21 protein-coding genes are annotated in these 23214 nt (G+C 38.4%); 14 read left to right on the forward strand and 7 right to left on the reverse strand.

All coding sequences use genetic code 11. The features are described 5' to 3' along the window. Positions 1–927: 927 nt before the first annotated feature. The 5 genes from PVV68_RS03315 to PVV68_RS03335 form a co-directional block, all read right to left on the reverse strand. Entirely contained in the window at positions 928–1722 is a 795-nt protein-coding gene (locus tag PVV68_RS03315) for a heme ABC transporter ATP-binding protein (protein ID WP_273720503.1), read from the reverse strand. Continuing rightward, positions 1719–2816, reverse strand: a complete 1098-nt coding sequence (locus PVV68_RS03320; RefSeq protein WP_273720505.1) for an iron ABC transporter permease — start codon at positions 2814–2816, stop codon at positions 1719–1721. The genes PVV68_RS03315 and PVV68_RS03320 overlap by 4 nt, the downstream gene beginning before the upstream one ends. Positions 2817–2821: 5 nt before the next feature. Next, a complete protein-coding gene (locus PVV68_RS03325; protein WP_273720507.1) occupies positions 2822–3715 on the reverse strand; it encodes a hemin ABC transporter substrate-binding protein in 894 nt (297 codons plus the stop codon). Between the two features lie 16 nt (positions 3716–3731). Continuing rightward, entirely contained in the window at positions 3732–4775 is a 1044-nt protein-coding gene (locus tag PVV68_RS03330) for a hemin-degrading factor (RefSeq protein WP_273720509.1), read from the reverse strand. 269 nt (positions 4776–5044) lie between these two features. Continuing rightward, positions 5045–7225, reverse strand: a complete 2181-nt coding sequence (locus PVV68_RS03335; protein ID WP_273720512.1) for a TonB-dependent hemoglobin/transferrin/lactoferrin family receptor — start codon at positions 7223–7225, stop codon at positions 5045–5047. Positions 7226–7469: 244 nt separating this feature from the next. On the opposite strand from PVV68_RS03335, the gene PVV68_RS03340 reads away from it, so the two are divergent. Next, entirely contained in the window at positions 7470–8267 is a 798-nt protein-coding gene (locus tag PVV68_RS03340; protein ID WP_273720582.1) for an energy transducer TonB, read from the forward strand. A gap of 119 nt (positions 8268–8386) precedes the next feature. Here PVV68_RS03340 and PVV68_RS03345 read toward each other — a convergent pair whose 3' ends face one another. Continuing rightward, on the reverse strand, positions 8387–10492 hold the full coding sequence (locus PVV68_RS03345; protein WP_273720513.1) for a lytic transglycosylase domain-containing protein: 2106 nt from the start codon (positions 10490–10492) through the stop codon (positions 8387–8389). Between the two features lie 249 nt (positions 10493–10741). On the opposite strand from PVV68_RS03345, the gene dapA reads away from it, so the two are divergent. Continuing rightward, positions 10742–11626, forward strand: a complete 885-nt coding sequence (gene dapA / locus PVV68_RS03350; RefSeq protein ID WP_273720514.1) for a 4-hydroxy-tetrahydrodipicolinate synthase — start codon at positions 10742–10744, stop codon at positions 11624–11626. 9 nt (positions 11627–11635) lie between these two features. After that, the gene (gene smpB / locus PVV68_RS03355) at positions 11636–12112 is read left to right on the forward strand and encodes an SsrA-binding protein SmpB (protein ID WP_273720516.1); all 477 of its coding nucleotides are present in this window, start codon (positions 11636–11638) and stop codon (positions 12110–12112) included. Between the two features lie 44 nt (positions 12113–12156). Here the strand turns inward: smpB and PVV68_RS03360 are convergent, their stop codons facing one another. Next, positions 12157–12825 carry a uracil-DNA glycosylase gene (locus tag PVV68_RS03360; protein WP_273720517.1) on the reverse strand — a complete coding sequence of 223 codons (669 nt, stop codon included), beginning with the start codon at positions 12823–12825 and terminating at the stop codon, positions 12157–12159. Between the two features lie 583 nt (positions 12826–13408). On the opposite strand from PVV68_RS03360, the gene rpoZ reads away from it, so the two are divergent. From rpoZ to panB, 11 genes are all read left to right on the forward strand, one after another. Further along, positions 13409–13807: a DNA-directed RNA polymerase subunit omega gene (gene rpoZ / locus PVV68_RS03365; protein WP_273720518.1), complete on the forward strand. Its 399-nt coding sequence runs from the start codon at positions 13409–13411 to the stop codon at positions 13805–13807. A gap of 131 nt (positions 13808–13938) precedes the next feature. Continuing rightward, positions 13939–16164, forward strand: coding sequence for a bifunctional (p)ppGpp synthetase/guanosine-3',5'-bis(diphosphate) 3'-pyrophosphohydrolase (locus PVV68_RS03370; protein WP_273720519.1), 2226 nt, complete (start codon positions 13939–13941; stop codon positions 16162–16164). Between the two features lie 17 nt (positions 16165–16181). Beyond that, a complete protein-coding gene (gene pyrE, locus PVV68_RS03375; RefSeq protein WP_273720521.1) occupies positions 16182–16760 on the forward strand; it encodes an orotate phosphoribosyltransferase in 579 nt (192 codons plus the stop codon). A gap of 96 nt (positions 16761–16856) precedes the next feature. Further along, positions 16857–17459, forward strand: a complete 603-nt coding sequence (locus PVV68_RS03380; RefSeq protein WP_273720522.1) for a DUF2062 domain-containing protein — start codon at positions 16857–16859, stop codon at positions 17457–17459. Then, the gene (gene acpS / locus PVV68_RS03385) at positions 17456–17857 is read left to right on the forward strand and encodes a holo-ACP synthase (protein WP_273720524.1); all 402 of its coding nucleotides are present in this window, start codon (positions 17456–17458) and stop codon (positions 17855–17857) included. Before PVV68_RS03380 ends, acpS begins: the two co-directional genes overlap by 4 nt. A gap of 81 nt (positions 17858–17938) precedes the next feature. Then, the gene (gene lepB, locus PVV68_RS03390; RefSeq protein ID WP_273720526.1) at positions 17939–18751 is read left to right on the forward strand and encodes a signal peptidase I; all 813 of its coding nucleotides are present in this window, start codon (positions 17939–17941) and stop codon (positions 18749–18751) included. Then, positions 18732–19439 (forward strand): ribonuclease III, encoded by a 708-nt coding sequence (gene rnc / locus PVV68_RS03395; protein ID WP_273720528.1) that lies wholly within the window; start codon positions 18732–18734, stop codon positions 19437–19439. Before lepB ends, rnc begins: the two co-directional genes overlap by 20 nt. Continuing rightward, positions 19432–20337: a GTPase Era gene (gene era / locus PVV68_RS03400; RefSeq protein WP_273720529.1), complete on the forward strand. Its 906-nt coding sequence runs from the start codon at positions 19432–19434 to the stop codon at positions 20335–20337. Before rnc ends, era begins: the two co-directional genes overlap by 8 nt. 1 nt (position 20338) lies before the next feature. Beyond that, positions 20339–21085: a DNA repair protein RecO gene (recO, locus tag PVV68_RS03405; RefSeq protein WP_273720531.1), complete on the forward strand. Its 747-nt coding sequence runs from the start codon at positions 20339–20341 to the stop codon at positions 21083–21085. Between the two features lie 21 nt (positions 21086–21106). Continuing rightward, positions 21107–21973, forward strand: coding sequence for a pantoate--beta-alanine ligase (gene panC / locus PVV68_RS03410; RefSeq protein ID WP_273720533.1), 867 nt, complete (start codon positions 21107–21109; stop codon positions 21971–21973). Continuing rightward, complete coding sequence (panB, locus tag PVV68_RS03415) at positions 21970–22788, forward strand: 3-methyl-2-oxobutanoate hydroxymethyltransferase (RefSeq protein WP_273720535.1); 819 nt, start codon at positions 21970–21972, stop codon at positions 22786–22788. The genes panC and panB overlap by 4 nt, the downstream gene beginning before the upstream one ends. Positions 22789–23214 lie beyond the last annotated feature (426 nt).

Genomic DNA, 23214 nt, shown 5'->3' on the forward strand with positions numbered 1-23214 from the left:
TTTATGGCAAAGGGAATGATCCGTATAAAAGCGCATTTTTCATTATGGTATTTTCATAAACTAAAACATTATTACCAATTTAGCTATTATTATAATAACTTTAGTTATTATTTTTCTTGACCAACCCACTACGATTATCTCTATTTACATATCAGAAATAGCCTCAGTAGTTTATCATCTGATAAAGCACGTAACTAGCAAATACAATTGTTTTATTTGTTAATACAAATTGCTTTTATAAAAAGATACAGATTTAAATGAAATATTTTAGAAAGGAGAGCTCTCTGCGTTCAAGAATTTAATTAGCAATATGTTTTAATTTTAAAATTCAAGGTTCAGATCATGATAAAGGAATATTATCAGATGATAAAGATGCGTTAATGATGTGAGACTCCATGGACTTCTTATTACCATAATGTGGATATCATTATAAAGGATAGCATTACCATATATGAGCTTGATTAATTTATCCGCACACCATCATAAGTTTGTGTAGCGTTTTCAGTTAAGTTTTTAATTTTTATATTGTCAAATATATGGAGTTTTTTCAAATGCGCAGTTTATCATGAATCGGCAATTATTCTTATGTGATAGATTATTTTCTTTTTTCAATTTCTAGATGCGTCTTAAAGACGGTTCATAAGAGGGTAATATTAAGTACTTTCTCAAAAGTTTTTTCGCACACATTCTTTTCTTGTATGATGTGTGAAGTGATGTCTTTTAATTATGAACAAGGATAAAAACAAAGAAACATGCTGATATTTGATGCTCTCATTCAATACAAAAAGCAATCATTTTATAAATCAAAGTATTAATGAAAAGTAGTTGCTAATTTAAAACAAAATGACTTCTTAACGGATCTGTATATTTCAACTTGTCATATTGTCATATGGCTTAATTTTTTAATTAAAAAAATTGAACATTTTGTCATAGGCAGGATGCAGTTTGAGGGAGTATGAATGGTACATCTGCTTTAGGTAATTCAGAAACATTTAAAGCACAGTGATAAACCTCACGGAGGTTTTGTGTTGTCAAAACAGTAGAGACACTTCCCTCGCAATGAATTTCTCCTTGCTTTAGCAATATCATTTTATCTGCATAATGTGCGGCAAGATTGAGATCGTGGAGAACAGCAAGAACGCCACCACCACAACGGGCAAAATTCTTGGCAATATCCATAACGACAATTTGATGTTGAATATCGAGGCTTGCAATAGGCTCATCTAAGATCATCCAACGAGGAATTCCACGATAAACCGGTTCCCATATTTGGCAAAGGACACGAGCCAATTGCACTCTAGCCTGTTCTCCTCCCGATAGTTGGTGATAATATCGGGTGCTATAGTCAGTAAGACCAACACGGTCTAAAGCTTTTTGGGTAAGATTTTGCAATTCAACTTTGGAAATAGTACATTGGTTTACAGAGAGACCAAGCGCAACCACTTCATGGACTAAGAATGGAAAGGCAAGCACTGTTGATTGTGGTAACACGGCACGCATCTTTGCCATTTCAGACGTTTTTGTTTGGCTAACATCATGATCATTTAAAGTCATTTTTCCACTGTAGGGAATCTCTCCACTCAATGCTTTAATGAAAGTACTTTTGCCAGAGCCATTGGGACCGATAATAACAGTGAGAGCACCATTTTTTGCTTGAAAATTGATGTGGTTGAGTATTTGTTTTTTTCCGCGTTGAACGCAAATATGTGTTGCTTCAATCATGAAAAATTTGCTCCTCGTTTGCGTATAAGGATCCACAAGAAGAAAGGAGCGCCAACAAGTGCTGTAACGATTCCAATTGGCAATTCTGCTGGAGCAACAATTAAACGCGCAAAGGTATCAGCAAAAATAAGCAATGCTGCTCCCAAAAGAGCAGAGCAGGGGATGAGGTAGCGGTGATCTGGACCAATAAGTTGACGTAAAATATGTGGAACAACAATACCAATAAAACCAATACCACCACTGACAGCAACAGCGCTACCACACATGAGAGCAACAAGGAAAATGGCAATGTTTTTAACGCGCTGGATATGGAAACCAATATGACCAGCAACGGCTTCTCCAAGTGCAAGAGCATTAAGTGCGCGTGATAAAAGGGGAGAAAAAAGCAGACCAACACAGATAAAAGGGAGAATAAGCCAAACTTTTAGCCATGTTGCACCCGCAAGAGAACCAAGATTCCAAAAAGTAATATCACGTAATTGTTGGTCATTTGCGATAAAGAGCAATGTTCCAACAACAGCACTGCTTAAAGCACCAAGAGCGATACCGGCAAGAAGCATGGTCGCAATAGAGGTACAACTGTGATGTGTTGCTATTGTATAAAGAACAATTGTTGAGAGAAGTCCGCCACAAAAGGCACCTATGATAACTTTATAAGGCTCTAAAAAAGATGCTAATGAAACTGGGAAGGCGATACCGATAACAATTGCCAAAACAGCACCAAGACCAGCACCTGCTGATACACCTATAATTCCAGGATCTGCGAGAGGGTTGCGGAAAAGTCCCTGCATGAGAACGCCAGAAACAGCTAGAGATGCTCCAATCAATAACCCTAAGATAACACGGGGAAGCCTAATATCAACAAATATGAGATAATCACGCGTTTTACTACTTACTGAAAAATCTTGTGTAAGCATAATATGAAAGAAATTAAAGAGAGAAACCTTTGAAGCACCATTCAAAAGTCCACCCAAAATACTTAAAAGAAGGAATATAATGAGACCTAGTAAGACAATCGCTCTCAAATTTGTATAGTTGATTTTTTTACTCTGTTTTGTCTCAGGTGCATACATTATGGATGTATCATCTAACATTTCTATCAGCTCTTACCATTTTGTTTTGCACCATAAAATATATTAATAAGTTCTCTTGATGCATCTGCAGTACGCGGACCAAATCCTAAAAGATACATAACATCCATCTGTGCGATGGCATGATTTTTCGCAGCAGTTGTTGCTTGAACTGCTGGTATAGCTAAAATCTTTTCAATGTTAGTGGATTTTCCACCGTGCTTTACAAGTAAGATAACGTCAGGGTTTGCTTTCAATAACGCTTCACTATTGAGCAGTTTGTATCCTTTATAATCGGAGATGGCATTGATACCACCTGAAAGCTTTATCATACCATCGGCTGCTGTATCTGTTCCAGATGCCATAACGCGGTCATTTTGTACAGATAGAACAAAAAGGACACGCTTTGGTTTTGTTACTTTTGCTAAAAGTGCATCATTATTTACAAAATCACGGCTTATTTTTTCAATTAATGCAGTTGCTTGTTCTTCACGATGAATGGCTTTTCCAACAATGCGAACCTTTTCTATAACACTTTCACGAGAGTAGTTTTCTGGTACAATCACTATAGGGATAGAAGTTTTTTTAAGAATATCAATTGTTGAAGCAGGACCACTTCCTTCAATGAGCAATATGCCTTCTGGAGCAAGCGAGAGAACCCCTTCAGGTGATAAGGCACGCATATATCCAAGGACAGGAAGTTTGAGTGCTTCTTGCGGATAAACGCTTGTACTATCACGAGCTACAAGTTGATTTTGAGCTCCTAACGCGTAAACGATTTCTGTAAGAGAACCACCGATAGAAACGATTTTTGCATTTTCAGAAAAGTGCGTTGTAGGCTCAGCGATTACTGTTTGAGAAAAAACAGAAAAAGAAAGCAGTATCAAAATACTGAAGAATCTCTGTAAGAAAAGTATAGCCATCTTTGATTTTACCTTCCTACGCGATTATTGCTTCTTGACATGAGGGCAAACTATTCAATAATGAGCGCCAATCCTCACGTTCTTTCTGTCCCTCCTTGCGCATACCAAAGAATTGAACAATCATTTCACCATTTTTATCGAAAACTTCAAGTGAACTGACAGAACCATCACTGGTAGGTTTGCGAACACACCATACGTTTTCAATACCGGAAACAAGTAAATGCAGGTCAAATTTATGATCGAGAATATTAAGCCACGGTCCCACCTGCTTAATGTTTTTCACTTGCCCAGTGAAAATCTGAATACATCCCCTGTTACCAACAAAGCACATAATAGGTATTTCCTGCTCTGCAACTTTTTCGAGCATCATCTCAACAGCTTCTACCTTTAATTCATAAGCAAACTCACGACCTGCATATTTTACAGCATCATGTCGATTAATTTTAAACTCAGAAATAATCTTGTGAAGTTGGTGCACATCGGTCATATTCCTCCAACGATCTTGGAACTTCTCAACATCCAACTCTGTTGTGTTATATTGGATTGGAGTAGAAGCAGGAAGGACATCAAGAACAGATGATTGGTCCTCATGAAGCAACTGTTCAATAAGTCTACCCCATTCTTTCATATTCGTTGTGTCTTTAGCATAGAGTTTTAAAATAGCGACACCATATTGATCAAAAAATTGCAAACTCTTTGTAGGTTTTCCAAGAACAATCACTTCATACTCGAAACCGAATTTCCATTGTTTTGAAAAAATACGCAAATCGATTTCACCAAGTGTGATAGGGACGTGTTCATGTTGAACAACTTTTTCAAAACATCCTGTAATTTCGTGAACAGCATGTTCATTACGTGTCAAAGCCATAATCGTTCCAAGCTGAGGAGCGTTTTCTAAGAAAGTTGCAATATCAGCTTTGAGTCTTTTTGCTTTTCCAATTGTACAATAAGCAGCAACAAGTTCTGCTTCAGATATGCCAATAGAAACCGCAAAATCGCGGTTTCGCATTTCTTTTTTTTCTTCACGCAAACGAATAATCATTTCAGCTGTATATGACATAGACTTTCCTTAATATTACTTGTACAGAGTTAACTTTTTAAATTTCACAATTCTAAGGCAATGGAGTGAACCATTCTCAACGAATGGTTCACTCCATTGCAAATAAGCCCTTATTATCAACAGCAGAACAACCCCAAATTAATAAACCGAGAGGAGTGAAAGCGCTCCTTCCAAGTCTTTGTAATTTAAAGAACAATGAGAATAGAAACACAATAATTCATCCCTTTACTGATACAATTTCCCATTGATCTCATGGTCAACAGAAGCGACTAAAACTTTTGCATAAACGACACTTTAAAATTACGACCAGGCTGGCTATAATAGTCTTTTGGTGTCGAACTATCACCCGAGGGAAGATCCGATATATTCCAATATTTTTTATTGAAAAGATTATAAACACCCGCTCTTATAATTGGCCCCTTTTCACCAAAAGGTTTCCACCAACTTGATACATCAACAACTTCATAGCCAGGAACTTTCTGATAGTCAGATTTTCCAGAAACTTTGTCACGTTTGGCTACTACAGTAAGTACAGCATCCGTTCCCCAAGTTTCTTGCCCATATCCTAAATTGATAACCGCTTTCAAAGGCGAAATTGAGTTAAGGTACTCATTTTTATCAAGATCTTTTCCTTGCGAATAAGAAAGAGAGAAGTTGCTATGGAAACCACTATAAAGAGCCAAATGTACCTTTGCTTCAGCACCCAAAATACGTACACGTGAACGATTCATATAATGTCGACGTGCAAACATAAAATCTTCTGATGGACCTATATCGATAGCATCTATAAAGTCCTTATATTGATTAACAAAAGCACTGAGTGAACCACCAAAATTCGCATCTCCATACCGTAGTCCGACATCATACCCATTGCTTGTTTCCGCTTTAAGATCAGGATTTCCTTTTACATAATAAGCAGAAGGTTTGATATAAGAGACGTAAAGTTCTGAAACACGTGGTGCACGGAAAGCTTGTGCCCATTGAGCATACAATGTTACTTGATTACGAACATCCCATTCTACGCGTAACTTAGGAGAAAAATGTGCCCCATTTCTTTCAGGAGGAAAAGGATCTGAAATGAGAGCTTTCTCATAAGAAGAAGTTTTTTGAGGGATATATTTATACCAATCGTAACGAACTCCAGGTGTTACACGGAAATGATTATCCGCAAAACCAATTTCATTTTCAAAAGCTAAACCAAAATTATAGCTATGCGTATCTGGTGAATCTGATCGGTTAGCAGGAACAAAGAGACATCCGCGTTCATTTTCTTTCAAATGACAATTATCTTTGCCTAGCAAATAATGATGCCATTTTGATGACAAAGCATTTGTGGCAAGCTTTAATGTGTGGCTTACAGTACCAATATTGACTTGTTTGTGGGCATCAACATTTAAACCATAATTAGTATTATTGACAAGATTATCCCTTAAATAGTCTCCTTTTGGAGCTCTAACACGAACGCCAGTCGTAATATCATTATTTGATTGTTTTAGCCAATAAAGTTTCCCATGAAATGCATCAAAAAACGTATCCCCATTGCCATTGTAATTATAAGACAAAGAAAGACGTTCACGATGTTTATTGTCTTGTTCATAAGCAGAACCTGGAACATACCTTTTGCCTATATTTAATAAATGGGTGTTTCTATTATAATGAAAGCGTTCGGCTGTAAAACCAAGTCTATGATTGTCATTAAAGTATTGATGAACTTTAAAAAGGAAATTATTTTGGTCAAAATCAGTGGGATTTTTACGTGTGCGCTCATCATATCCCCCGACGGTCCCCATATTTTTGCGTTCATGACCTTTTGTATAAGAACCTTGGAAAAGCAAAAATGTTTGATAATTACGTACAGCAAAAGCTTGATTCACACGCCAACTATTATTAACAGAATCATAACCGCCCTTTACAAGACTACCCCAATTCTTTTCTTCAGTAATAAGATCTTCAGGATTAAGGGTACGCAAAGCGACAACCCCTCCCAGAGCACCAGATCCATAAAGACTAGAATCTGATCCTTGAATAATATCAAATGCGGAAAGAGCGCTAAAATCAAACGTTGTATTTCCACTACTTCCACGATTTTTACGCAATATATCATCAAGCCATGGAACAACAATACCATCCATTGTGGTAAGCACACGCTGTGCATCTAAACCACGAAGCACAAAACTATTCTTATCTGTGTTGTAAGTGATAGACGGATCAAGACGACTAATATCATGAACATCACTTATTTGTTTTCCATTAATATCCTTAGCGGTGTTACGACTGGTCAGAATACTTACTGAATCCGAAGCGTCTTTTTTCCCTTTAATAACAATTGGTTTAAGCTCAATCAGATCATTTTTATTGCTGTTTTGTGCAAAAACAAATGAAGGGATACAGACCGACAATGCACTTAAAATTATGCAGCTCTTATGGATATTTTTTCGTCTTATTCGCATAACACATCATAACCTTTTCTTAAAACGACCCCTCTCTGGTTTGAAACTTCACATACAAAAACGCTTGACTTACCGATAACAAATTAGCCTGTCAAGCAAGAGTGATTTGACTTCAGCACAAAACCACGGTGAAACCATATTAAACATGACAAAATCAGTCAAGAAAAAAAGTTGCAATTTCAAAAGAGCCTGTTTTAATGAAGGTAATACCGATATTAAGTTTAAATTATCAGCGGAAGAAACAATGATTTTTACAAATACAAGGCAGTTATTAACTCTTTGGATTGGTGGGTTTATTTGCGCCTTTTCTTTGCATATGGCATTGGGAGCACAGTTTTACTTTTGCGATACTGGTGTGGGGAAGGGTATGCTCTCACTCCCGATTATGCTGACGTTTGTTCAAGAGCCTCTTTATTCCGATATTGAAACGGATTCGCTAGATATTGATACAGATCTATCGAATGTTAGCACAGAGCCAGAAGAGTTGTCGTCTGATTTGTCAGAGCAGGAGTTAGAAATATTACAGGAGTCAGAAACATTAGAAGAAGTAGATGAGGTTCAACCGGAAGAGCTTCAGCATACTCTAGAAAAGGATGATTTTACGGTTCTCAAATCTTTGGAGGAGCCTTTACCTCAAAAAGGTGAGCATAAAGCGCATGATAAAAAAGCAATACCACAAAAGGCGGTGGTAAAACAGCCCGCTGTGAAGGCTATCAGCGCGTCTATCGCTGCTCAGGGCGGTGATACAACAGCGCGTGCAGATGCATTGTTAAGAGAGTGGTTGACAAAGGTACAGGCACAATTAGAAAAGCAAAAAAGTTACGTTGTAGGACAGCGTATCAGTCGTACAAAAGGGACAGTGACATTAGAATTTAGAGTGCATGAACAGGGAAGTGTTTTTTCGAGTCGTGTTGTCGCTTCTGCAGGTGATCCAGAACTTGATCGATTAGCGATGAAAGCACTTCAGCGTGTAGGCTCTTTTCCTCCTCCCCCTCCATCAAAAGTGAACAAAATTATAAGAGTGTCATTGATATTTAACTGATTTTCAAGGAAAGTGGGTTAATTCTCTTCATACCTTATGTTATAATTGCTACAATATTGTAACATATATGATGAAAAACGAGAGTAAGCAGTTTTGGGGCAAATTGGAGTTATTTCATTTCATCGGCCGGAAAGAAGATAGGCTTTTATGTCTGTTTTTCCCGTCAGCCTGGCTTTGTAAACCCCATAATTTTCCATGACACGCATGACGTAATTACGTGTTTCTGTATAGGGAATGCGTTCAATCCAGTCGATAACTTTATCAAGGGATTGCCCCCGAGGATCACCATAACGTTTTATCCATTCATCAACACGACGGGAGCCTGCATTATAACCGATAAGAGTGAGTATATAGGATCCATTAAAACGTTCCAATTGTTCATTGAGAAAATAGCCCCCTAATATAGCGTTATAACTGGCATCACTGCTCAATTTTTTGGGTGACCATATAATTGAATACTTCTTTGCAAGTGTTTTTGCTGTGGTCGGCAGCAATTGAAGTATACCTTGTGCGCCTGCTTTTGATATGGCAGTTGGATTAAATTCACTTTCTTGACGTGCAATGGCATAAACAAGCGCTTGTTCTGCACCAGAAACCTTAGCAGAGGTTGGTATAGCACCTATAGGATGGGAAAGTGCACCAACATTTTTCCCTTGATAAACAGCCGTTTTCCCGATTTTGAGGCTGGTATAATAGTCACCATTTTTTTCAGCCATCACAGCCAGAAGAGCTAACTCTCCAGGACTTTCTATTTTTTTACCAAGTTCTCTATAAAAGAATTTAGCTAAATGAGCATAGCCTGCTTCTTCAAGACGTTGAATTGCTTTAATAGCTTCTCGTGCACTAAAACGTTGTCGTTCAGTAGCTGTTGGCTTGGGAAAAGAAATGTCAAGCTTTTTTTGATTAAGCCATGAGGCTGCTAATTGACCATAATAAGTTGCCCCAAAATGTGCAGCACGATGAAAATAACTCTGGGCATTTTTATGTTCACCTAGGGTTTCTGCTGCTCGTCCCATCCAATAGTAGCCACGGGATACTGAAAGAGGTGCAGAAGATAATTGAGGAATACGTGAAAAATGGTGCATTGCCAATTTAGGATTGTGAAGAAACCTTAGTGCATACCACCCTGCATGAAATTCAGCATCCACTGTCAATAAAGATGTCATACCATGATGCATAGTAACGAGTTGATAAGCGATTTGAGGTTTGTTTAAATCAAGCATTTCTCGAGAAAGGGCGCGTTGCTCTTTCCATAATGCTTGAGAGTTCATCAGGTTTAATGCATTCTTTGATATTCTCATCATAAGTGTTGCAGCTATATCATATTGTCCAGTTCGTCTAAGATGGCGAATTTGAGCAAATTGTAAAAGAGGGTCTTTTTGCCATGCTCTCTCCACAGCGCGTAATTTTTGCGTGGCTTTAGGATCATTTTTTTCAACGGCTACAAAAGCATTAAAAAGAGATTGAGCACGAGCTAATTTTGCAACACGCTCTGCTGAATCAAAGCGATGAGCATAAAGCATAAATTGCATACGTTTTAAATGATCGATAGGTTTTAGCACAACACTGGCATTTTTAAGAATCAGCTCTTCTTCTTTTGCATTGAGTTTTGTGTTATGCCACCATGGGGCAATAATTTGTCGCGCACGAGTGCTTTGTCCAGTTGCAATAAGCGCTTTAGCAAACCGAGCCATGCCTTGTGCTGTTAAGGGGGGATGATGAGCAAATTTTTGAAGGATGGCGTGGGTGAAATTATTTTCATTAATAAAAGCACGTTCAGCATTACGTTGCATAATATCTATACTAGGCCATCCTTTTAGCTCTTTTATTGCATTGAATATTTCAGAGCTTGGTATATTGGCTTGACCTGATATAGCGATCGCCCATGTCATAATATGACGATCAAGGCTATTCTTTACCAGTGAATTACGCAGATTTATTGTTTTTGCAATATTATTGTTTAAAAGTGCATCTAAACCAGCTTTAAGTTGTTGAAGATTAGAATTATTATTAGGCGCAGGAAAATTATGGGGTGCCGTGTGTAATTGTCTAAGAGGTTTTGCATTTTCTTTTTTGGAAACAAAGGGGGTGGGGCGCCCCAAAGGGATTGGTACTTTTCTATGCAAAAGGGGTGTTTGTGCCCATACACTTGAAAATGAAACAGTGGTTGCCAGTATAAGTACAGTAAAGGTCTGTAAAAAAAAGAGGGCAAAAAGGGTACGCATAAAGAAAAAACCTTGAAACCTTGTTTTTGAGAAACGCTCAAGATTTTTAGAAGAGAAGCGTGAAAAACGAGTTAACATAGGCTGATCTTTTATAGAGGTATCAGAATTGAAGAAGATACATATTAAACCGAGTGAGCGCTATTGTGAAATTCATCTTGCTTCAATAACAGAGCCAGATTATGTTCTATCATGGGATAATTTAAAAAGGCTATTCAAAAAATAACAAGAGAACATGAGAGGGAGTTTATCATGCTCAAGGGAGCCGTAACTGCGCTTATCACACCGTTTGATGATAACGGCGCTATTGATGAGAAAGCATTTTGCAATTTTGTTGAGTGGCAGATTGTACAAGGTATTAATGGTGTAAGTCCTGTTGGAACAACCGGTGAATCGCCGACTTTAAGTCATGAAGAACACAAAAGGGTTATAGAATTATGTGTTGAACAGGTTGCTAAGCGTGTTCCTGTTGTAGCGGGAGCAGGATCAAACAGTACCAGTGAAGCTGTAGAGCTTGCGCAACATGCTGAGAAAGCGGGTGCAGATGCTGTTTTGGTTGTCACTCCTTATTATAACCGGCCTAATCAGGTTGGTTTGTACACGCATTTTTCTTCCATTGCGAAGGCTATTTCTATACCTATTATAATTTATAATATTCCTGGTCGTTCTGTTATCGATATGAGCGTGGAAACGATGAGAGATCTGTGCCAAGATTTTAAAAATATCATTGGTGTCAAAGATGCGACGAGCAAAATTGAACGTGTGAGTGAACAACGAGAAAAATGTGGTAAAGACTTTATACAGCTTTCTGGTGATGATTGTACAGCATTAGGTTTTAATGCACATGGGGGGGTAGGGTGTATTTCGGTTTCTTCCAATGTTGCTCCAAAGCTGTGTGCAGAGCTTCATGCGGCTTGTTTGCGTGGTGATTATGAGACAGCACGCGAATTAAATGATCGGCTCATGCCTCTCAATCGTGCAGTATTTATTGAACCAAGTCCTGCCGGTATTAAATATGCTGCTGCAAAATTAGGGATTTGTGGTAGCATAGTTCGTTCACCGATTGTTCCACTTGCCGATACCACAAAGAAGATTATTGATGCAGCTTTACAACATGCAGGTTTGCTTAAAGAATAAAGTGTAGCCATGAACAAAAAAAAGAACGCGCCAGTACGAAAAATAATTGCTGATAATCGTAAAGCTCGTTTTCATTATGAAATTCTCGATAATCTTGAGGCTGGTCTGGTATTACAGGGAGCAGAGGTAAAGTCTTTGCGTTCTAACCATGCCAATATTGCTGAAAGTTATGCGAGCTTTGAAAATGGAGAATTATGGTTAGTAAACAGCTATATTCCTGAATATACGCAAGCTAATCGTTTTAATCATGAGCCTCGTCGTTTGCGTAAATTATTAATTTCAAGACGTGAAATGGCACGTTTTTTTAACGCAACTTCTCGTGAAGGAATGACACTTGTTCCTCTCAAACTCTATTTTAATGAAAAAGGACGTGCTAAGTTAGAAATTGCTCTGGCACGTGGAAAAAAACTTCATGATAAACGCGAGACAGAGAAAAAACGGGATTGGGGACGTGAAAAAGCAAGACTTTTAAAAAGCTATGGATAACAGATTTGTTTGTATATTCTTTTTGTAGCATGACGAAAGAGATTTCAGCATTGATCCAGATATGTTCTTACTGCTTCGAAAACCTGATGGAACATAGCATCCGTTAAGCGACCAGTGTTGGTATTATAGCGTGAACAATGATAGCTTGAAAAAATGCGCAATCTACCAATGTTGTTTATTTCTCCATGTCCAAAGGGATGAGCTAGAATTTTTGCATTAAGGGCACGAAGTGTTGAGTGGTGTGCAATGGTACCAAGGGTGATAACAGCTTTAAGCTTGGGAAGATTTGTTAAAAGAGGTGAAAAGAAATATCGGCACGTATTAATTTCTTCACCAGTAGGTTTGTTTTCTGGTGGAACACAACGAACTGAGTTAACAATTGCTGCATCAATTAATTCAAGACTGTCATCGGCTCTTTCTTCAAAGTCTCCTTGGGCAAAACCAAATTTTTTCAAAGTGGAATAAAGCAAATGTCCAGCATAATCGCCAGTAAACGGGCGTCCAGTTCGATTTGCTCCACGTAATCCAGGAGCAAGACCAACAATGAGAAGGCGCGTTGTAGCAGCACCTTTATAAGGAAAGAATGGACGCACCGGTGCATTATGCCAGCTTGGTTCTTTTATGCGCCAGTCAGAGATGAATTTATGCAAGCGTGGGCATAAATTGCAATTTTGTGGCGGTTCTGGGCACAGCAATGTTGATTGACAATTCATAGGGAGCTATTCATCACTTTTTATAAAAATTCTTTTGAGTTATTTATAAGGTATATGACGGATCTTATCTTTGTGAACAACTATAATGAATACAAATGCATGATTTAATAACAAACTTGAATATGAAATCTTGCTTCTAGCTTTCAAAGAGTCATAATCATTTAAGTGATTTATCCGATAAATAAGAGAGGGATAAATACGACGCGAATGGAATAAAAGTTCAGTTTTTAATGAATACATTATTATGATGTATAAAGACAACTATCATGAGAGCAAAAGACTTTTAATAATTTGAATGGCTCGTATAATTCTAAAAGATGTACTCCCAAAAGGAGAGAATCATTTGAACAAACAAGTATAGTTTTTGTTTGAAACCAGCATTCTTTAAGTTTCTTATTCTAAAATGATACTTATAACAAAGTTAGAGAGGTTGTGCATTTTTATAAAGCTTTCAAGAAGTTTTAAATGAGCTCTTTGAGCAAAAAATATGAAAACCTGCATTGTTTTTCTTGTGTTTTATTTTGTTTATTGTATATACTGTATACACATTATGAAGTTTTTTAATATTAAGAAAGAAGCATAAATGGCCCGCGTAACAGTAGAAGATTGTGTTGATAAAGTCGATAATCGCTTTGAGCTGGTGCTTTTAGCTGGGCATAGGGCACGTCAGATTTCACAGGGTGCACAAATTACGGTTGATCGTGATAATGATAAAAATCCAGTGGTTGCTTTACGTGAAATAGCAGACGAGACATTATCGCCTGCCGATTTGAAAGAAGATCTTATTCATTCATTGCAAAAGCATGTGGAAGTGGATGAGCCAGAAATGGCGAGTGAGTTTATTACGCATTCGGGTGAAGCTGAGAGTATTTTTGGAGCCTCAATGGAGGAAGAGGGGAATTCATTCGACCATATGTCTGAAGAAGAGCTTCTAGCGGGCATTGAAGGTTTGGTTGTTCCAGAGAAGAGTGACGATTATTAATTGCGGCAGTTTGTATTACAAAAGCAAATATACTTGTGTCATGCGGTAGCGGTTATTTTTCTTGTCTTTTATTGACAGAATATTCATATTCAATAAGGATTAAATTGTGAAAATATAAAGGATATACTCGTATGATGCGTCAGTGTGAGCTTGTTGGGCGTGTTCAACGTTACAAGGCTGACGTGGATGAAGCTCTGTTAAAGAGAGCCTATGATTATGCAATGCGAAAGCATGGTCATCAAAAACGTGCTTCGGGTGATCTTTATTTTTCTCATCCTTTAGAAGTTGCTACTATTTTAACAGATATGCGGTTGGATGAAGCGACAATTGCTGTTGCTCTTTTGCATGATACTATTGAAGATACAAGTGCTACCCGAGCAGAAATTGACCAACTTTTTGGATCTGAAATTGGTAAGTTGGTTGAAGGGCTTACAAAACTTAATAAGCTTGACCTTGTATCGAAGAAAGCCGTACAAGCAGAGAATTTGCGTAAACTTCTTATTGCTATTTCTGATGATGTCCGTGTTCTTTTAGTAAAACTTGCTGATCGTCTTCATAATATGCGTACCCTTGGTGTTATGCGTGACGATAAGCGCCGACGTATTGCTGAAGAGACGATGGATATTTATGCGCCCCTTGCAGGTCGTATGGGTATGCAGGATATGCGCGAAGAGTTAGAAGATCTCTCTTTCTTTTATTTGAATCCAGAAGGTTATCGTACGATAACCAATCGACTTTCTGAATTATCAAAGCGTAATCGTGATTTGCTTTCTAGGATTGAAAATGAACTAGCAAAGCTCTTTTTCGAGAATGGCATTAAAGCAGATGTTAAAAGCCGTCAGAAAAAATCTTATTCCGTTTTTCGTAAAATGGAAAGTAAGGCATTATCTTTTGAACAATTATCCGATATTTTTGGCTTTCGCGTTATTGTTGACACAGTAAATGATTGTTATCGTGCTCTTGGTGTTATCCATACGACATGGCCCATGGTACCTGGTCGTTTTAAAGATTATATTTCTATACCAAAGCAGAATGATTATCGTTCTATTCATACAACAATTGTAGGTCCCTCAAGGCAACGCGTTGAACTACAGATTAGAACTGCTGCTATGGATGAAATTGCTGAATATGGCGTTGCAGCACATTCCATTTATAAAGATCATGGTTCCAATTATTCAACTGCGAAGTTATCGAACGAAACCAATGCCTATGCTTGGTTGCGCCAAACGATTCAATCTTTGTCAGATGGAGATAATCCAGAAGAATTTTTAGAACATACCAAGCTTGAGCTTTTTCAAGATCAAGTTTTTTGTTTTACGCCGAAAGGTCGATTGATTGCCTTTCCCAAAGGCGCTACCCCTATTGATTTTGCTTATGCAGTCCATACTGATATTGGTGATTCTTGTGTTGGGGTAAAAATCAATGGTCGCATTATGCCTTTAATGACAAAATTAAAAAATGGTGATGAAGTTGATATTATACGTTCACAAGCTCAAATTCCACCAGCAGCGTGGGAATTTCTTGTGGTAACTGGCAAAGCACGCTCAGCCATTCGCCGCGCAACCCGTGCGGCTGTACGGAAGCAATATTCAGGTTTGGGATATCGTATACTTGAGCGTTCATTTGAGTATATGGGAAAACAATTTTCAAAAGATATTCTTAAACAAGTTTTGCCACGTTTGGCACGCAAAGATGTGGAAGACGTATTGGCTGCTGTTGGACGTGGTGAGTTGCCGTCAACAGATGTGTTTAAAGCAGTTTATCCTGATTATCAAGATCACCGTGTCGTACAAAAGTCATCTTTTAAGCCTGGGGAAGAAGGTTGGTTTAACATTGAAAACGCTCAAGGTATGATTTTTAAGGTTCCGGAAAATGAAAAGGATGCAACTGCAGAAAATCGTCAATCTAAGGCATTACCTATTCGAGGAACCCGTGGTGATATTCCTGTACGTTTTTCTCCTGAAGGAGCTGTTCCAGGAGATCGGATTGTTGGCATCATGCAACCAGGGGCGGGGATTGTCATTTATCCAATACAGTCTTCGGCTTTGATGGCCTATGATGATCAGCCAGAACGATGGATTGATGTTCGCTGGGATATTGATGCCCAAATGAGCGAACGTTTTCCAGCTCGAATTAATATTTTGGCTGTTAATAGCCCTGGTTCATTAGCAGAAATTACCCAAGTAATTTCTGCTAATGATGCTAATATTCAAAATTTATCTCTTATTCATACAGCACCAGATTTCACAGAAATTATGATGGATCTGGAAGTTTGGGATTTAAAACATTTAAATCGTATTTTTTCTCAGTTAAAAGAGGCAGGTTCGGTGAGTGCAGTACGGCGGGTTCATGGATGAAAAAGAGAGATTTTGCGATGAATACACAAGATGTGATTACTATTTTTAAACAAGCAGATGCTATTTTGGAAGGACATTTTATTTTAACTTCAGGCCGTCATAGTGCTATTTATATGCAGAAGGCAAAAGTATTTATGCATGCTGATTTGACAGAGAAGTTATGTCGTGGATTGGCCGCAAAAATCAGAGAATCGATTGAGGGGCATATTGATTATGTTGTTGGTCCTGCGATTGGTGGTCTTATTCCCTCCTATGAGACTTCACGTCATCTTGGTATTCCTTCTCTATGGGTAGAGCGTGTAAATGGCGTATTTGAGTTGCGTCGTTTTGAAATAAAAAAGGGAGCACGGGTTGTGATTGTTGAAGATATTGTTACAACGGGTCTCTCTATTTGTGAGACGGTTGAGGCTTTGGTTGCTGCGGGAGCAGATGTTTTGGCGAGTGCGTGTATTCTTGATCGTTCTGGTGGTAAAGTTGATGTTGGAGTTCCCTTGATTGCACTTGCTGAATATGAGATAGCTTCTTACGCTCATGATGCGCTTCCTGCTGAACTTGCAGCACTCCCAGCGATCAAACCAGGAAGTCGAAATATTTAATTGTCTTTCTATTGTTTTTTAGGCAAAAAAACTAAAAGAAATCCGTTTGAATTGTACAAATTGTTTCATTGTCATAGGATGTATATTGAGAATCATATGCTTTTTCGTCGTCGAGAACCAATAGATTTTATAAAGCGTATTCGACTCTGGTTATGGCCACGTCGTTCATTTTCTCGCTCATTTAGCTACATACGTAAACGTATTTTGCGTATATCAGCAACGCCACATAAGGTTGCCTTAGGATTTGCTATAGGGATTTTTTTAGCTTGTTCGCCTTTCTTTGGTATGCATATTGTTTTAGCAATATTTTTTTCTTGGGTTTTACGGGCAAATTTTGCAGCAGCAATCACTGGAACGGTTTTTTCTAATCCCCTTACATTTTTGCTTATTGTTATGGCCGATTATAAGATCGGCTATTTCTGTTTATCATTTTTTAGCAATGTAGATGAGATTTCTCTTTCGCAAATTCGCGCTCTGTTTGATGGTTTGACACTGTCAAATGTATCTTTGCTTTTCAAGGGTGCATGGGTTTCAATCATGAGACCGATGATTTTAGGTGGTACTCTTTTAGGTGTTATTTTTAGTAGCTTATCTTATATAGGTGTTTATAGAGCCATTGCCCGCTTTCAACAAAAGCGATACAAAAAAATTATCAAAAAAAGCATTTATAGCAAAAAAAAGTCGAGCAATCTTTTATGATCATTGGTCTTGGAAATGATCTGGTTGATATAAGACGCATTGAGAAAATGTTGATCCGTTATGGTGATCGTTTTGTTCAACGTATTTTTACCGACATTGAACAGATCAGATCTGAAAATCTTCAAAAAAGATCTTCTTCTTACGCCAAAAGATTTGCGGCCAAAGAAGCATGTGCTAAGGCTTTAGGGACGGGAATCGCTTGTGGTGTGGGGTGGAAAGATATGGGGGTTATTAATTTGCCATCCGGCAAACCGATTATGAAATTAACGGATCGTGCGCAACTGCAATTACAAAAATTATTGCCTCCTTCTTATGAAGCTGTCATTCATCTAAGTATAACAGATGATTTTCCTTGGGCTCAGGCATTTGTTATTATCGAAGCACTTCCGCGTGGATAGATAGTATGAGAGATTGTGCTTTTTTTATTTGAACATTATGATAGAGAATGAATTATATTTGTGATGGGAAGGTGATCTGTAATGATCCAGAAAGAGAAAATGTATACAAAGGAAGAAAAAGGCGGGCTTCTTGAATTTATTTGGGTTTTGATACAGGCTCTGTTTTTAGCAGCGCTTATTCGGACACTTTTTTTTCAGCCTTTCAGTATTCCTTCCGGTTCCATGCGTCCTACGTTGCTTGTGGGAGATTATCTATTTGTTTCTAAATATGCATATGGATATTCTCATTTTTCCATACCTTTTTCTCCCCCTCTTTTCTCGGGGCGTATTTGGTCCTCTCAGCCTCAGCGTGGGGATGTTGTGGTTTTTCGTTTACCGAGTAATCCGAATATTGATTATATAAAACGTGTTGTTGGACTACCAGGTGATCGTGTACAAGTTCGTCAAGGTGTTCTTTATATTAATGATGAGGCTGTTTCTCGTCGTTTTATGGGGAAGATTGATAATTCTGATATAACAGAGGTGAATCACCCTGTTGACGTCTATCGTGAGACACTATCGAATGGTGTCAGCTACGATACACTTGATTTAGCTTTTATTCCGCAAGTTGATGACACGAAAGTTTTTGAAGTGCCACAGGGGCATTATTTTATGATGGGTGATAACCGTGATAATTCCGACGATAGTCGTTTAGATGTGGGCTATGTGCCAGAGGAGAATCTTATTGGGCGAGCAAGTGTGATTTTTTTCTCTATCAGGAATGGTTCAAGTGCTTGGCAGATTTGGCGTTGGCCATTTGATATACGTTGGAATCGTTTATTTTCTTTTATCAATAAGGTTCGTGATTTACCGCTTGTACAGCAAGGAATCAATAATGAAGCGTCCAATGATTGATCAGCTGGAGAAGCTGACGGGGCATCGCTTTAGAGATGAAGAGAGATTAAAAAGAGCATTAACACATTCTAGTGTCCAAGATTCGGAACAGGGAAATTATGAGCGGCTGGAATTTCTAGGAGATAGGGTTCTGGGGCTTTTGATTGCAGAAATGCTGTATCAATTTTTCCCACAGGCAAGTGAAGGTGAATTATCGGTACGTTTAAACGGTTTGGTGAATGCACATACATGTGCCGATATTGCACGAGAAATGGGTTTGCCTGAAATGATTTACGTGGGTTTCGAGATGAGAAACTTCGAGGGGCGTCGACTCATCAATATGCATGCTGATGTGGTAGAAGCTTTGATTGCTGTGATGTACCTAGATGGAGGATTGGAGAGCGTTCGCCCTTTTATTCAAAGATATTGGCAAAGTCGGGCAAAACAGATGAATGCTGGTCGACGTGATGCCAAGACAGAGTTACAGGAATGGGCTCATATGCAGGGCAATGCACAACCACATTATCAAATTATCAAACGTTCGGGTCCAGATCATGATCCTGTTTTTATGGTAGAGGTAAATGTTGCTGGTTTTGCTCCAGAAATTGGGCAGGGTAGTTCTAAGAGATATGCCGAAAGAATGGCAGCGGAGAAGATTTTACGCCGTGAAGGTGTATGGAAAACAATAGGAAAAAATGATCATGGGTGACGCTATGAAAACGCGTTCTGGTTTTGTGGTACTTATTGGGATGCCTAATGCTGGCAAATCGACATTAGTAAATCAATTAGTTGGGACAAAGGTTTCAATTGTAACGCATAAGGTACAAACAACACGGGCTTTGGTCCGTGGTATTGTCATTCATGAGAATACGCAAATTGTTTTGGTTGACACACCAGGTGTTTTTCGTCCTCACAAGCCATTAGAGCGTGCGATGGTATCGACTGCTTGGGGAAGTGTTAAAAGTGCTGATGTTCTTTTAGTTTTGATTGATGTTCAAAATGGTCTATCAGATGATGTTTATACAATGTTAGATATTATAAAAGACATTAAACAGGATAAAATCCTCGTTCTTAATAAAATTGATACAGTTGCTAAAGAATCTCTTTTATCGTTAACTGCCAAAATTAATGAGCGTGTTGCGTTTTTGCAAACATTTATGATTTCCGCTCTCAATGGTTCTGGTTGCAAGGATTTGCTTCACGCGTTGAGTAACATGATGCAGGAGGGGCCATGGTATTATCCAGAGGATCAAATTTCAGATATGCCCATGCGCCATCTTGCTGCTGAAATAACGCGCGAAAAGCTTTTTCTTCGCCTTCATGATGAACTTCCATATTCTTCAACAGTTGAAACAGAAAACTGGGAGGAACGTTCAGATGGTTCCGTTAAAATTAATCAAGTCATCTATGTAGAGCGTGATAGTCAGAAAAAAATTGTTTTAGGAGCAAAAGGCGATACAATTAAAGCAATTGGTCAAGCAGCACGTAAGGAATTAATGGAAATCATGGATCAAAAAGTTCACCTTTTTCTCTTTGTGAAAGTGCGTGATAATTGGGACAGCGATCCAGAACGTTATCGTGAAATGGGATTGGATTTTCTAAAATAAAATGAAATGGAAAGAACAAGCCATTATACTTGGCACACGCCAATATGGTGAGACAAGTGTTATCCTTGAAATTATGACACGTCAGCATGGCCGTTATATGGGGGTGGTAAAAGGTGGACGTTCGCGTCGTATGGCAGCTGTACTTCAACCTGGGAATTTTGTTGAGGCTGAATGGTGGGCACGTTTAGATGAACATTTGGGACTTTTCCGACTTGAAGCGCTTGACTTACATGCGGCACGATTAATAGTTTTACCAGAAGCACTTTATGCTTTGCAGTTGATGGCGTTTCATTTGCGTCTTCTTCCTGAGCGTGATCCACATCCCAGCTTATATGATCTTTTACATCTTTTTATGCAAAATTTTGAGGAATCATCTATCATTGCAGAATTGCTTGTACGTTTTGAAATGCGTCTTCTTGAGGAACTTGGCTTTGGTCTTGATTTATCTCGTTGTGCTGCAACAGGAAGTCTAGAAAAGCTCTGTTATGTATCACCAAAATCAGGACGAGCTGTTTGTGAGCAAGCAGGGCACCCTTGGAGAGAAAAACTTCTCATTCTTCCCCAATTTCTTGTACAAAGAATGACTCGTCCAGTAGATTTTAGTGACATAATAAATGGTTTTATTCTAACGGGCTTTTTTTTAATGCGTCATGTTTGGGAACCACGAGCTGTAAAACAGCCGTCGGTGCGTATAAATTTGATACAATTGTTTGAACGTCGGTTTCATACGCAAGCATTAATTTGTTAATTGAATCAATATGAAGAGAATATGAAGATGCAGATTCTAACAACAATTACTGAAATGCGTCAATATATCGCTAAAGAACGACGTTTAGGCTCTTCAATTGGTTTGGTTCCCACTATGGGAGCATTACATGAAGGTCACCTTGCATTAGTAGAGAAGGCAAGAGCAATGTGTGATCGAAGTGTAGTTTCTATTTTTGTCAATCCCAAGCAATTTGCTCTCCATGAGGATTTTGATCAATATCCAAGAGATTTGCAGGGTGATTGTGCCTTGTTGAAAAAAGCAGGTGTTGATTATGTTTTTGCACCTTCTACCGATGAGATGTGGCCACTTGGAAATGATACAATTGTGAAGGTGGAAAAACTATCACGTATATTAATCGGGAAATTACGTCCAGGGCATTTTTGTGGTGTGACCAGTGTTGTTGCTAAGCTTTTTAACATTGTTCAGCCAGATAAGGCTTTTTTTGGAGAAAAGGATTTTCAACAGATTTTCATTATTCGACGTATGGTTGAGGATTTAGCTTTTCCTATTGAAATTATTGGCGTTCCCATTTTACGCGAAGCAGATGGTGTAGCTCGTTCCTCACGGAATCAACTTTTAATACGAGAAGATCGCAAAGCAGCAAAAATTATTCCTGAAAGTGGTAAAGCTGCTGAACAGCTTTACCACCAAGGAGAACGATCGGTTAACAAATTATGCAAAATTGTTCGCGATATTTTACAACAAGAATCGCGCGCAATTATTGAATCTATAGATTTGCGGGATATGGAAACATTATGTGTTGCCAAAGGAAAACTAGAAAAGCCTGCGGTTTTACTCCTCACTGTTCGTTTTGGTGCTGTGAGGCTTATTGATCAATATATATTGCAAGAGAAGGTTGACAAATGAGTATACATAATAAAACCATAAAACGTATAACTTCTGCTGAGATACGTTCAAGAAAAGGGCAACAACCGATTGTTTCGCTCACGGCGTATCAGGCTTATACCGCACGGATTGCTGATCCCTATTGCGATTTGCTTTTGGTTGGTGATAGCGTTGGTATGGTCGTCTATGGGTTTGAGACAACACTTCCTGTGAGTTTAGATATGATGATTTTGCATGGGCAGGCAGTTATGCGTGGCTCTCAAAAGGCCCTTATCGTTGTGGATATGCCTTTTGGTTCTTATGAAGAAAGTCCAGAACAAGCTTTTTTGAATGCATCGCGTATCCTTGCCCAAACCGGATGTGGGGCAGTTAAGCTTGAAGGTGGTGTTTATATAGCAAAAACAATCGATTTTTTATGTAAACGCGGCATTCCAGTGATGGGACATATCGGGTTGACTCCACAGGCTGTGAATCGTTTTGGTGGTTTTAAGACGCAAGGGCGCAACGAGAGTGATTGGCAAAAGATTAAAACTGATGGAGCAGCGATTGAAGAGGCTGGTGCTTTTGCTGTTGTTGTGGAAGGAGTTGTCGAGCCTTTAGCAGCAGAGCTTACAGAAAAACTTGCTATTCCAACAATTGGTATTGGTGCATCTAATCAGTGTGATGGACAAATATTGGTTATGGAAGATATGTTGGGTTATGGTAGTTATGTGCCAAAATTTGTACGTCGTTATGGTGCTCTTGAACAAGCAATGGAAACCGCAATCAAGAATTATGCAGAAGATGTTACATCTCGTGCTTTTCCAGCGGATGAAGAAGTTTATAAACTGCAATAAAATCCCATTTAATATGAAAAAGATAATAATATTTATTATCAAATGTCTGTGAAGCTATGCAAACGCAAAGCAAGTTATGTTTATTATTTTACAGAGGATTGATAGAAGCTAATACATCTTTCCAATCTATGTTCATTCTATTGATCGTTTTATGAGGTTATTGGGTTAATAAAACTTGTGCTGTTTTTGTAAATCGATATCTAAATTTAGCATAGCCACATGTTTGAAATAGTGGTTAAGGAGAATGAAAGCTCCGCAGTTCCAGTTTTGTATGCCAGATTGGAAGGTGAGTGCATATATCTGTTTAGGCAAACTGTAAAACAGGAAAAAACTCACTTGGAAAAAATATGAAGGCATAAAGGTAAAATCAGCGTCTATCTTTCCAAATAACGAGATTACGCATTGTCTCGCGCTTTTATTTATTGC

The sequence above is a fragment of the Bartonella sp. ML69XJBT genome (assembly GCF_028618515.1).
In the GTDB taxonomy this organism is placed as follows: domain Bacteria; phylum Pseudomonadota; class Alphaproteobacteria; order Rhizobiales; family Rhizobiaceae; genus Bartonella.

Excerpts from the sequence above, each read along its gene's own strand:
- PVV68_RS03340 (WP_273720582.1), top strand. The coding sequence starts at position 7,470 with ATGATTTTTACAAATACAAGGCAGTTATTAACTCTTTGGATTGGTGGG.
- panB (WP_273720535.1), top strand. The coding sequence starts at position 21,970 with ATGAGTATACATAATAAAACCATAAAACGTATAACTTCTGCTGAGATA.
- PVV68_RS03380 (WP_273720522.1), top strand. The coding sequence starts at position 16,857 with ATGCTTTTTCGTCGTCGAGAACCAATAGATTTTATAAAGCGTATTCGA.
- smpB (WP_273720516.1), top strand. The coding sequence starts at position 11,636 with ATGAACAAAAAAAAGAACGCGCCAGTACGAAAAATAATTGCTGATAAT.
- PVV68_RS03370 (WP_273720519.1), top strand. The coding sequence starts at position 13,939 with ATGATGCGTCAGTGTGAGCTTGTTGGGCGTGTTCAACGTTACAAGGCT.
- dapA (WP_273720514.1), top strand. The coding sequence starts at position 10,742 with ATGCTCAAGGGAGCCGTAACTGCGCTTATCACACCGTTTGATGATAAC.
- PVV68_RS03315 (WP_273720503.1), bottom strand. The coding sequence starts at position 1,722 with ATGATTGAAGCAACACATATTTGCGTTCAACGCGGAAAAAAACAAATA.
- PVV68_RS03345 (WP_273720513.1), bottom strand. The coding sequence starts at position 10,492 with ATGCGTACCCTTTTTGCCCTCTTTTTTTTACAGACCTTTACTGTACTT.
- rnc (WP_273720528.1), top strand. The coding sequence starts at position 18,732 with ATGAAGCGTCCAATGATTGATCAGCTGGAGAAGCTGACGGGGCATCGC.
- rpoZ (WP_273720518.1), top strand. The coding sequence starts at position 13,409 with ATGGCCCGCGTAACAGTAGAAGATTGTGTTGATAAAGTCGATAATCGC.
- recO (WP_273720531.1), top strand. The coding sequence starts at position 20,339 with ATGAAATGGAAAGAACAAGCCATTATACTTGGCACACGCCAATATGGT.
- PVV68_RS03325 (WP_273720507.1), bottom strand. The coding sequence starts at position 3,715 with ATGGCTATACTTTTCTTACAGAGATTCTTCAGTATTTTGATACTGCTT.
- panC (WP_273720533.1), top strand. The coding sequence starts at position 21,107 with ATGAAGATGCAGATTCTAACAACAATTACTGAAATGCGTCAATATATC.
- era (WP_273720529.1), top strand. The coding sequence starts at position 19,432 with ATGGGTGACGCTATGAAAACGCGTTCTGGTTTTGTGGTACTTATTGGG.
- PVV68_RS03320 (WP_273720505.1), bottom strand. The coding sequence starts at position 2,816 with ATGTTAGATGATACATCCATAATGTATGCACCTGAGACAAAACAGAGT.
- lepB (WP_273720526.1), top strand. The coding sequence starts at position 17,939 with ATGATCCAGAAAGAGAAAATGTATACAAAGGAAGAAAAAGGCGGGCTT.
- PVV68_RS03360 (WP_273720517.1), bottom strand. The coding sequence starts at position 12,825 with ATGAATTGTCAATCAACATTGCTGTGCCCAGAACCGCCACAAAATTGC.
- pyrE (WP_273720521.1), top strand. The coding sequence starts at position 16,182 with ATGAATACACAAGATGTGATTACTATTTTTAAACAAGCAGATGCTATT.
- acpS (WP_273720524.1), top strand. The coding sequence starts at position 17,456 with ATGATCATTGGTCTTGGAAATGATCTGGTTGATATAAGACGCATTGAG.
- PVV68_RS03335 (WP_273720512.1), bottom strand. The coding sequence starts at position 7,225 with ATGCGAATAAGACGAAAAAATATCCATAAGAGCTGCATAATTTTAAGT.
- PVV68_RS03330 (WP_273720509.1), bottom strand. The coding sequence starts at position 4,775 with ATGTCATATACAGCTGAAATGATTATTCGTTTGCGTGAAGAAAAAAAA.